The 10,165-nt window shown below is 60.7% G+C and carries 5 protein-coding genes; all 5 read left to right on the top strand.

The window, feature by feature from the left end; translation table 11 throughout:
- The first annotated feature begins 594 nt into the window (after positions 1-594).
- Positions 595-2,811, top strand: coding sequence for an amino acid permease (locus IK083_04560; protein ID MBR4748827.1), 2,217 nt, complete (start codon positions 595-597; stop codon positions 2,809-2,811).
- An 85-nt stretch (positions 2,812-2,896) separates the two neighbouring features.
- Positions 2,897-5,092 (top strand): amino acid permease, encoded by a 2,196-nt coding sequence (locus tag IK083_04555; GenBank protein MBR4748826.1) that lies wholly within the window; start codon positions 2,897-2,899, stop codon positions 5,090-5,092.
- Positions 5,093-5,331: 239 nt separating this feature from the next.
- Entirely contained in the window at positions 5,332-5,625 is a 294-nt protein-coding gene (locus IK083_04550) for an HIRAN domain-containing protein (protein MBR4748825.1), read from the top strand.
- A 27-nt stretch (positions 5,626-5,652) separates the two neighbouring features.
- Positions 5,653-8,547 (top strand): response regulator, encoded by a 2,895-nt coding sequence (locus IK083_04545; GenBank protein ID MBR4748824.1) that lies wholly within the window; start codon positions 5,653-5,655, stop codon positions 8,545-8,547.
- On the top strand, positions 8,526-10,165 hold a 1,640-nt coding region (locus tag IK083_04540; protein ID MBR4748823.1), incomplete at its 3' end, for a hypothetical protein. The genes IK083_04545 and IK083_04540, both read left to right, overlap by 22 nt.

Below are 10,165 nucleotides of genomic sequence, written 5' to 3'. Positions count from 1 at the left end.
TGCTCTCCGCCGTCATCCCAGCGCACATTATTGTGCGTTGGAGATCTGTGGGGGGACCGACGGCTGAAAGCCGTTGGGGGGTCCACATAGGCGGAAAAGGAGAGAGCGCGTTCTGCCCGCGATACGGCCCCTCCCACCAGACGCCTCCGGCTTTGCCGGAGCAAGGAAAGCGTCTGGCGGGACCCGTCTGACTCTTCCTTACTCACGCTTGCGTGAGAAGGCAGACGGGGAGGACCCGGTCTTCGAGTACTGACGAGAGGTGCAGGAGAGCGCGTTCCTTCTGTCCCGTTGGGTCTGTCCGTGACCGCGGCTCGCGTCTTCGTGACAGGGGATCTCTTACCGCCTGCGCCGAGGACGCAGGCGCCGAGATGACGTTATTATTGAACGGGACAATGCCAAGCGCCGGGATGACGCGGGGTTAGGCTCTGCCGCCGGGGTGACGGCGGAGGAGGGGCGGCGCAGTTTTTCCTCCTGTTTTGGTTGAAAAACGGCGGTGCATCTTGTATAATATTATTAGTTATTATAGATTTTATTAAATGGGCGGCGTCTGCGATCGGTCACAGGCAGACCCGGCGCCGCCGGATCGAGTGATTAATGGCTTCACAGAATAGACAGCTTGTTCCGTATCTGGGCCCCTTTGGCGCCTGGGCTCTGGCTTTGGGCACCAGCATAGGGTGGGGGTCCATGGTGATCACGGCCAACACCTATCTGTCCGGGGCCGGGCCTCTGGGCAGTGTCCTGGGGCTTCTGGCAGGCGCGCTGCTGATGCTGATCATAGCCCGCAATTATTATTACATGATGTCCTGCTACCCCGGGCCCGGGGGCGCCTACGCCTACGCCCGGGAGTGCTTTGGCCACGACCACGGCTTTTTGGTGTCCTGGTTCCTGGCTCTCACCTATCTGGCTATTTTGTGGGCCAACGCCACGGCTCTGCCGCTGTTTGCCCGTTATTTCTTCGGGGACGTATTTGAGTTCGGCAAGCTGTACACTCTGTTTGGCTATGACGTATATCTTGGCGAGTCCCTGCTGACTCTGGCGGCGGTGCTGCTGACGGCGCTGGTGTGCTCCCGGTGGAGCCGGCTGACGGCGGGGCTCATCGCAGCCTGCGCGGTGGTGTTCACCGCCTTCATCACCCTGTGCTTTGCGGCGTCCCTTTCGGGACACGGCGGCGGCATGGACCATCTTTTTGCCGGGGACGGCAACGCCCTGGTCAAGGTGCTGGAGATAGCGGTCATCTCTCCCTGGGCCTTCATAGGCTTTGAGAGCATTTCCCACGCGTCCGGCGAGTTTGCCTTCCGGCGGCAGCGCATATATGGCATTCTGGTGTCGGCGGTGGTGGCTTCGCTGCTGTTGTACGTCTTTTTGATACTGCTCTCCGTGTCCGCCTATCCCGACAGATACTCTTCCTGGCTGGAATACGTCCGGGACTGCGGCAATCTCACGGGCATAGAGAGGCTGCCGGCCTTTTACGCCGCCCGGCATTATCTGGGGCGGCCCGGCGTGCTGATGCTCATTGCGGCTCTGCTGGCCCTCATAGTGTCCAGCCTCATAGGCAACAGCCTTTCCCTCAGCCGGCTTTTCTACTGCATGAGCAGGGATAGGGTGTTGCCCCCGTATTTTTCTGTCCTGAACGAGCGTCACATACCCGGCAGGGCCTTTGGCCTCATAGCCGCGGCCACCATCATCACTCCCTTTGTGGGAAGGACCGCCATAGGCTGGATAGTGGACATCACCACTCTGGGGGCCATACTGGTCTATGCCTACGTGTCCGCCTGCGCTTACAGGCAGGCCCGGATACAGGCGGACAGGACGGAGATGTTCACCGGAGCCGCCGGCATGCTGGTCATGATAGGCTTTGGCATCTACAGCCTGGTGCCGGACCTGTTTTCCGTGGGCGTGATGGAGACCGTGTCCTACTTTATGTTCGTGGTATGGGCGGTGCTGGGCTTCATCTATTTCCGCATCATACTGCTCAGGGATGAGGCGGGCCATTTTGGCCGTTCCATAGTGGTGTGGATCGCTCTCCTGTCTCTGGTGATGTTCGTGTCCCTGGTGTGGATGAGCCAGTCCGTGATGAACGCCACTTCCGGAGGCATCCGCGCGGTGGAAGAATTCTACGCCGCCTCCGGCCCGCAGACCACGGCGTCCGTGGGCGAAGACCAGATAGCCCTGATACACCGGGTCAACGCCCGCAGCATGGCGGTGGTGGTGGCGCTCTTTGGCGTGGCCTTCGGCTTTTTGCTGAACAACTATTCGGTCATGAACAAAAAGGCCATCGAAAGCGAGACCCTGCTGGGCGAGGCTCTGGACATAGCCTTCAAGGACCCTCTCACCGGGGTCAAGAGCAAGCACTCCTTCCGGGAAAAGGAAAAAGAAGCCGACGCCCTCATAGCCCGGGGCGCCGCCGACCCCTTCGCCATGGTGGTCTGCGACGTCAACGGACTGAAGCATATCAATGACACCTACGGGCACAAGGCTGGAGACGAATATATACTGGCCGCCTCCAGAATGATCTGCGGCCTCTTTGTCCACAGCCCGGTGTTCAGGACCGGCGGCGACGAATTTGTGGTGTATCTCCACGGCGACGACTACGTCCACCGCCACCGCATCCTGCAGCATCTGCACGATATGTCCGTGGCCAACATGGAGATCGGAGAGGTGTGCGTGTCCGCGGGCATGTCCGACTTTGACCCGGCGGGGGACAAAAACACCCGGCAGGTATTTGAACGGGCCGACGCCCTGATGTACGAGGAAAAGAAGCTCCTCAAGTCCATCAATCCCGGCTACGCCCCGGACAGAAAAGAGACCTGAGCCCGGGGGAAAAATATTCCCCGGCGAAGACCAACGAAAACTACAGGAGCGTACAGCCGGCGCAGGCCGGCGGCAATATAAACCAATGTCAAATGAAAAGAAACTCAGTCCGTATCTGAGCCCCTTTATGGTGTGGGCTCTGGCAGTGGGCACCGCCGTGGGCGGCGGCTGCGTAGTCTATACGGGCGATACATATCTGGCGGAAGCCGGCCCGGCGGGCAGCGTCCTGGGGCTGCTCTTCGGAGCCGTCATCATGCTGATCATCGCCAGAAACTATTTTTACATGATGAATTGCTACCCCGGCGCGGGCGGTCCCTACACCTACGCCCGGGAGTGCTTTGGCTATGACCACGGCTTTCTGGTGTCCTGGTTCCTGACGCTGATCTATTTTTCCATACTGTGGGCCAACGCGGTGTCCATACCCCTGTTTGCCCGGTATTTCTTCGGAGACCTGTTTCAGTTCGTCAAGCTCTACACCCTGTTTGGCTATGACATATATCTGGGGGAATCCCTGCTGACCATGGGGGCTCTGGGGCTCATCGTCTTTTTGTGCAATCGTGCCAGGTCCCTTACGGCCCGGGTCATGGCCGGGGCCGCGCTGGTGTTCGTGGCTTTTATCACGGCCCTCTTTGTCGCCGCCATGTGCCTCCACGACAAGTCCTTTGCGCCGGCCTTTGCCGGCGAGGGCAGCAGGCTGGCCAAGGTGCTGGAGATAGCGGTCATCTCTCCCTGGGCCTTCATAGGCTTTGAGAGCATAGCCCATTCGTCGGAGGAGTTTGCCTTCAGGCGGAGCCGGGTGTTCGGCATATTCGTGGCGGCCATCGTCACGGTGTTTCTCATCTACGCCTTTGTGATGCTGCTGTCCTGCTCGGCCTTTCCCGACGCCTGCGCTGACTGGCTGGCCTACCTGCAGGGCAGCGCCGGCATACCCGCCTTTTACGCAGCCCGCCATTATCTGGGGACTGCGGGCATGGTCATAATGATGCTGGCCCTGATGGCGCTGGTGCTGACCAGCCTCATAGGCAACAGCCTGTGTCTGTCGCGCCTGTTTTACGCCATGGCTCAGGACCACGTGATACCCTTCAGATTCATGACTTTGGACAGCAACGGCAGCCCCGCCAACGCCTATTTTCTGGTGGGCGCCGTGTCCTCCCTGATGATATTCGTGGGGCAGACTGCCATAGCCTACATAGTGGACGTCACCACCATAGGCGCCGCCCTGGTCTATGGGTTCGTGTCTGCCTGCGCTCTCAGGCAGGCCAGGATGCAGGAAGACAAGGTGGAGATATACACCGGCGCGGCCGGACTGATCATCATGATCTTTTTCGGCCTCTACAACCTGATACCGGACCTGTTTTCCGTGGGCAGCGTGGAGACAGGCTCCTACTTCATGTTTTTGGTGTGGTCGGTGCTGGGCTTCATCTATTTCAGAGCCGTGCTCTCCAAGGACCGGTCCGGCAGGTTTGGCCGCTCCATCGTGGTGCTGCTGACCCTTTTGTCCCTGGTGACCTTCATCTCCCTGGTGTGGATGAGCCAGTCCGTGGTGAACGCCGCCTCCAGCGGCATGAACACTGTGGAGGAGTACTATACATCAAAGGGTATCTCCCATGACGCCCGGGCCGCTCACGAACAGATGTCCCGGTTCTATGCGGTCAACGCCCGCAGCGTGGCGGTGGTGGCGGCCATGTTCGGCGTGTCCTTTCTCTTCCTGCTCAACAACTACGCCGTCATGAGCAAAAGGGCCCTGGAAAGCGAGACCCTGCTGGGCGAGGCCCTGGACATAGCCTTCAAGGACCCCCTTACCGGCGTGGGCAGCAAGCATTCGTACAAGGAAAAAGAAAAAAATACCGACTGGGCCATCATCCACCGGGTCCAGAGCGAATTTGCCCTGGTGGTGTGCGACATCAACGACCTGAAATACATCAACGACACCTACGGCCACCAGTCCGGAGACGAATATATACTGGCGGCCTCCAGGATGATCTGCGGCCTCTTTGTTTACAGCCCGGTGTACCGGGTGGGCGGCGACGAATTTGCCGTGTTTCTCACCGGCCCGGACTATGAGCACCGCCACGAGATCATGGAGCAGCTGACGGATATGTGCGAGCGCCACTGCCAGCGCGGCACCGTGGTGGTGGCCTGCGGCATGTCCGAATACGTGAAGGACGGCGACAAGTCGCTGCAGCAGGTGTTTGAACGGGCCGACAGGCTCATGTACGCCGAGAAAAAACGCCTGAAGGAACGGTATCCCAACGCCTGCCACCCCAGGGAAGAGGTCTGACGCGGGGAGAGGACCCGGGGACAGGCGGGAAAGGCGCGTGATGGGCTTTATCCCAGCCCCGCGATACGGCCCCCCAACGGCTTTCAGCCGTCGGTGCCCCCGTAGATCTCTTACCGGTTTCGCTTACGCGAAACCGCCGAGATGACGCGGGGAGAGGCGCCGGGATGACGCGGGGAGGGGCCGTAAAAGCGGACCGCAAACAATGCAGATCATATGACTACAACCAAGGAACAACAGATATGAAAAAGACTTATTTTACTCTCGTGGGCACCGACTACAGGTTCGGCAGCGGCTTTCTCAAGCCCGGCATGAAGCTGTATCTGAGAAAGGAGCCCGACAACACCTATGACTCCGAGGCCATACGGGTCACGCTGCCCGGACTGGGCACCATCGGCTACGTGGGCAACAGCATCAACACAGTCATAGGCGACAGCAGCAGCGCAGGCAGACTGGGCTGCAAGATCGGCAAAAAAGCCAAGGCCAGGGTGAAGTATATCACCAAAAAGGGCATACTCTGCGTCCTGACCAAATAACGCTACATCTCCCGGGGGAGACGAAATATGAAAGACCTTTTCGGACCGGGGAGCGATCCCATGGCCCTCATCGACAAGATAGGCAGCTACATTCCCGGCGGCTTTTTCGTGTACAGAGCGAAGGAGCCCTGGGAGATCCTCTACGTCAACGACGAGTGCATCCGCATATACGGGTGCAGCGATCTTGATGACTTCAAAAGCTTGACGGGCAACACCTTCCGGGGCATGGTGCACCCGGAGGATTTTGAGTCCGTGAGCCAGTCCATAGACGAGCAGACAGGCGCCAGCGACGACAAGAGAGACTACGTGGCCTACCGCATCGTGCGCAGGGACGGCAGTCTCCGCTGGCTGGAGGACTACGGCCACTTCGCGGACACCGCCGACGGCGGCGTGTTCTTCGTATTCATCTCCGACAGGACAGAGGCCCACGAGCGCTCCCTCACGGACGAAAGGGTGAACAACGCCGTCATAGAGACCCTCACCAAGCTCTACAACACTCTGTGTCTCATCAATGACGTGGAGACGGAGAGCTGCTCCCTGTACCGTTCGGACAAGAACAACATCCACGCCGAGGCCATCAGCAACGCTCTCTCTCACGCCAAGTACAGAGACGTGAAGGAGCAATACGTGTCCACCATGGTGGCGCCGGAGGACCGGGAGCGTATGCGGGAGCAGATGAGCCTGCCCTACATACTGAAGCAATTCGAAGAAAAGGACAGCCTGTCCGTCACCTTCCTCAGGACTTTTCCCGAGGGCAAAAGGTATTACCGCATAGACATGGGCAAGGTGAGCATGCCCAACGGCCACACCGGGGTCATCATGGGCTTCATGGACGTGGACGACGAGATCAGAAAGGATCGGGAATACAGGGCTGCCCTGGAGGAAAAGCTGGCCCTGCAGGATCAGATCCTGGAGGAGGAACAGCGCCGCAAGGAGCAGAGCAGCATGATCACCGCCATGGCCTCCGACTATCGGTCCGTGTATCACGTGGACCTGGACCATGACGACGCCGTATGCTACAGGGCGTCCCGCAGCGACACGGATGAGACCCCCGAGGGGATCCATTTTTCCTTCAGCGAAAGATTTACCTACTATGCCAACAAATACGTGGACGAGGAATACAGGGAGGGCTTCCTCCGATTCATAGACCCGGACAATATCCGGGAGGCCCTCTCCACGGAGGCCATCATAGCCTACAGGTATCTGGCCCACCGGGCAGGCAGGGATTATTATGAGATGCTGCGCATGGCCGGCGTCCGCAAGGCCAAGGACAGAGACGACCACATGGTCCACGCCGTGGGAGTGGGCTTCACGGAGATAGACGCCGAGATGCGTCAGACTCTGGAGCACAACCGGGCCCTCAACCTGGCTCTGGCCGCCGCCAAGGAGGCCAACCGGGCCAAGACCACCTTCCTGACCAACATGAGCCACGAGATACGCACTCCCATGAACGCCATCCTGGGCTTTGACTCTCTGGCTCTCCGGGACGAGACCCTGTCTCCCGCTACCCGGGACCATCTGGAAAAGATAGGCGGCAGCGCCAGGCATCTGCTGGGGCTCATCAACGACATACTGGACATGAGCCGCATAGAGTCCGGCAGGATGCTGCTCCGCCACGAAGAGTTTTCCTTCAGGTCCATGGTGGAGGAGATCAATTCCATGGTCACCTCCCAATGCCGGGACAAGGGCCTGAAATACGAGTGCCGCATCACGGGCGTGGTGAACGACTGCTATATAGGCGACGACATGAAGCTGAAGCAGGTGATACTCAACACCCTCAGCAACGCCATCAAATTCACCGACCCTCCCGGCAGCGTGTCTCTCACCATACGGAGAAAGTCCGTGTTTGAGGACCGGACCACCCTCTGCTTCAACGTCAAGGACACGGGCGTCGGCATGGACCCCGAGTTTGCAGCCCGGGAGCTCTACGAGCCCTTTACTCAGGAGGACACCCGCCGCAGCAACAAATACGGCAGCACCGGCCTGGGCATGGCTATCACCAAAAACATACTGGAGCTCATGAACGGCAACATAGAGGTGGTCAGCACCCAAAAGGGTGTGGGCACCGAGTTCATGATCACGGTCACCCTCAAAAACTGCGAGGCGCCCGCCGCCCCGGACCTGAAGGACCTGAGGATCCTGGCAGTCTGCGGCGATCCCGTCAGCTGCGAGCGCGTCCGGGAGACTCTGGACGAGGCCGGCATCAGGGCCGACTCCTGCCAAAGCTGCGCCGAGGCGCTGGAGCTGCTGGATATAGCCCGGGCCAAGCAGGAGCCCTATCAGCTGGCGCTGGTGGACCGGGACCTGACCGGCCCGGACGGCCCCGGGACCGTGAGAGAGCTGCGCGGCCACGCCGGCGCCGGGGATATGGTCATTCTCCTGGCCTCCTATGACAAGGACCCTGCCGACGCCGAGGCCGCCGGAGCGGACGGCTGTATAGGCAAGCCTCTCTTTGTGTCGGAGGTCACGGAGGCCTACAGCCGGATAGCCGGCCACGGCAGGGCGGCAAAACAGAGAGCCTCCCTCTCCGGCAGGCGTATCCTGCTGGCCGAGGACGTGCTGATCAACGCCGAGATAGTGGCGGAGCTCATGGAGATCAAGGACGCCTCCATAGACCACGCCGAAAACGGCGCCGAAGCCGTGAAGATGTTCGCAGAGAGCGAGCCGGGCTATTACGACGCCATACTCATGGACGTGCTGATGCCGGAGATGACGGGCCTGCAGGCGGCGGCGGCCATACGGAAGCTGCCCAGAGAGGACGCCCGCGCCATTCCCATCATAGCCATGACGGCCAACGCCTTTGACGAAGACGTGCAGAGCTCCCTGCAGGCGGGGATGAACGCCCATCTCTCCAAGCCCGTGGCTCCGGAGCGTCTGTATGAGACTCTGGAGGAGCTGATATGGGAAAGAGAACACAGTTGACCGGGCTGCTGTATGCCGCAGCAGCTCTCCTGTCGGCGCTGCTGCTGGCCGGCTGCTCCGTCAACCCGGAGGCGATCAACGCCCAGTGGAACCCGCCGGGCAATTACAGGGCCAAAAAGGCCACGGTGGACCCGGAAATATATCTGCATTATTCCGGGGGGATCCGGGCGGGAGTGTACGGCTGGATACCCGGCGGGGACGGCTCATATTATATGCTGGTCTCTCTGGACAAGGACGGCAAGCCCGTCATGGCGCCCCAAAAGGAGATAAACGTGGGCGCAGGGAGCAGGGAGCGCCTGCCGGCGGACATGGCCGCCCGGGTCCGGGAGGAGGTTCCGGCGGGCGTGTATGTGAATGCCAATGTCACCCATCCCGAATATCAGAGGATGCTGGTCTGCGTGCCCGCAGAGTATCTCAAACTGGATGAGGAAGGGCGGGTCATCGGCATCGATCATAAGGGCGCCAAAGGCCAATACACCGCCGACACGGCTCCCATCATATTTGCCAACGAATGCGGCGGCTGGCGGTCCGGCGCTCCCCGGTCCCCGGACAGGAGCTTTTTGGACGAGGGCATGATATACGTGTCCGCCGGCGCCAGGGGACGGGACGCCGACGGGGGCCGGGGCAAGGCGCCGGCCTCTGTCGTGGATCTGAAGTCGGGCCTCATGGCCCTCAGAGCCAACGGCGACATCATCCCCGGCGACAAGGAGCGTATCGTGTCCCTGGGCACCTCCGGCGGCGGCCAGATGAGCGCTCTGCTGGCCGCCACGGGCGGGGACCCTCTTTATCACCGGTATCTGTATGAGGCCGGGGCTCCCGGGGTCGAAAGGATCTGGACCGGAGACTATCTGGTCGGCAACGGCGACTATGTTTACGCCGCCCAGTGCTACTGTCCCATCACCGACATAGCCAACGCCGACCTGGCCTACGCCTGGATGTGGGCGGAGCTGCCTGAGGCCGGAGGGGAGGGCGGCAAGCCTCTCACTCCCTTTGAAAAGCGGCTGCAGGAGCTCATGGCCGAGGGCTTTGTGTCCTACGTGAACGGCCTGGAGCTCAAGGCCGGGGACTGGCGTCCCCTCAGCCTCACAGGCCTCAGAAAGGGCAGCTATTACGACTTGCTGCTGGAGGAGATATCCCGGGCCCTCAACGCCGCCGCAGAGGCGGGGGAGGCCGACCCTGCCCGGGACTATCCGGACTCCGGAGGCTGGCTGGAGCAGAAAGACGGCGCCTGGCGCGTGACGGATCTCACGGGCTTTATGAAGGCCTCCGGCCTGGCCGCCAAGCGCAACAAGGCCGCGCCGGGCTATGATCCCATGGACAAGTCCGCCGAAAACGACGCCTTTGGCAGGCCCGGCGAAAAAGCAGTGCATTTTTCCGCCGGCGTGGCGGATATACTGAAGAACAATTATGACGAGCTGTCCCGGCTGGAGGGCTTTGACGCAAAAGAGGTGAAGACCTACATCAGGGAGGCCCGCCGCAGGGACGTGATACGGCAGACGGAGCTGATGGACCCTCTCGTCCATCTGCTGGGAAAAAAGCGTTATTTCACGCCCCGGCCCGCCACTCACGTCAGGATAGTCAGCGGCACAGCCGATGAACACGCCTCCTTTACCCTGGG

Source organism: Abditibacteriota bacterium, assembly GCA_017552965.1.
GTDB lineage: Bacteria > Armatimonadota > UBA5829 > UBA5829 > UBA5829 > RGIG7931.
Note: the sequence above shows the minus strand (reverse complement) of the source record. Positions and strands in the feature narration are given on the sequence as shown.

Coding starts and splice junctions, on each gene's coding strand:
- IK083_04560 (MBR4748827.1), top strand. CDS start 595: ATGGCTTCACAGAATAGACAGCTTGTTCCGTATCTGGGCCCCTTTGGC.
- IK083_04555 (MBR4748826.1), top strand. CDS start 2,897: ATGTCAAATGAAAAGAAACTCAGTCCGTATCTGAGCCCCTTTATGGTG.
- IK083_04545 (MBR4748824.1), top strand. CDS start 5,653: ATGAAAGACCTTTTCGGACCGGGGAGCGATCCCATGGCCCTCATCGAC.
- IK083_04550 (MBR4748825.1), top strand. CDS start 5,332: ATGAAAAAGACTTATTTTACTCTCGTGGGCACCGACTACAGGTTCGGC.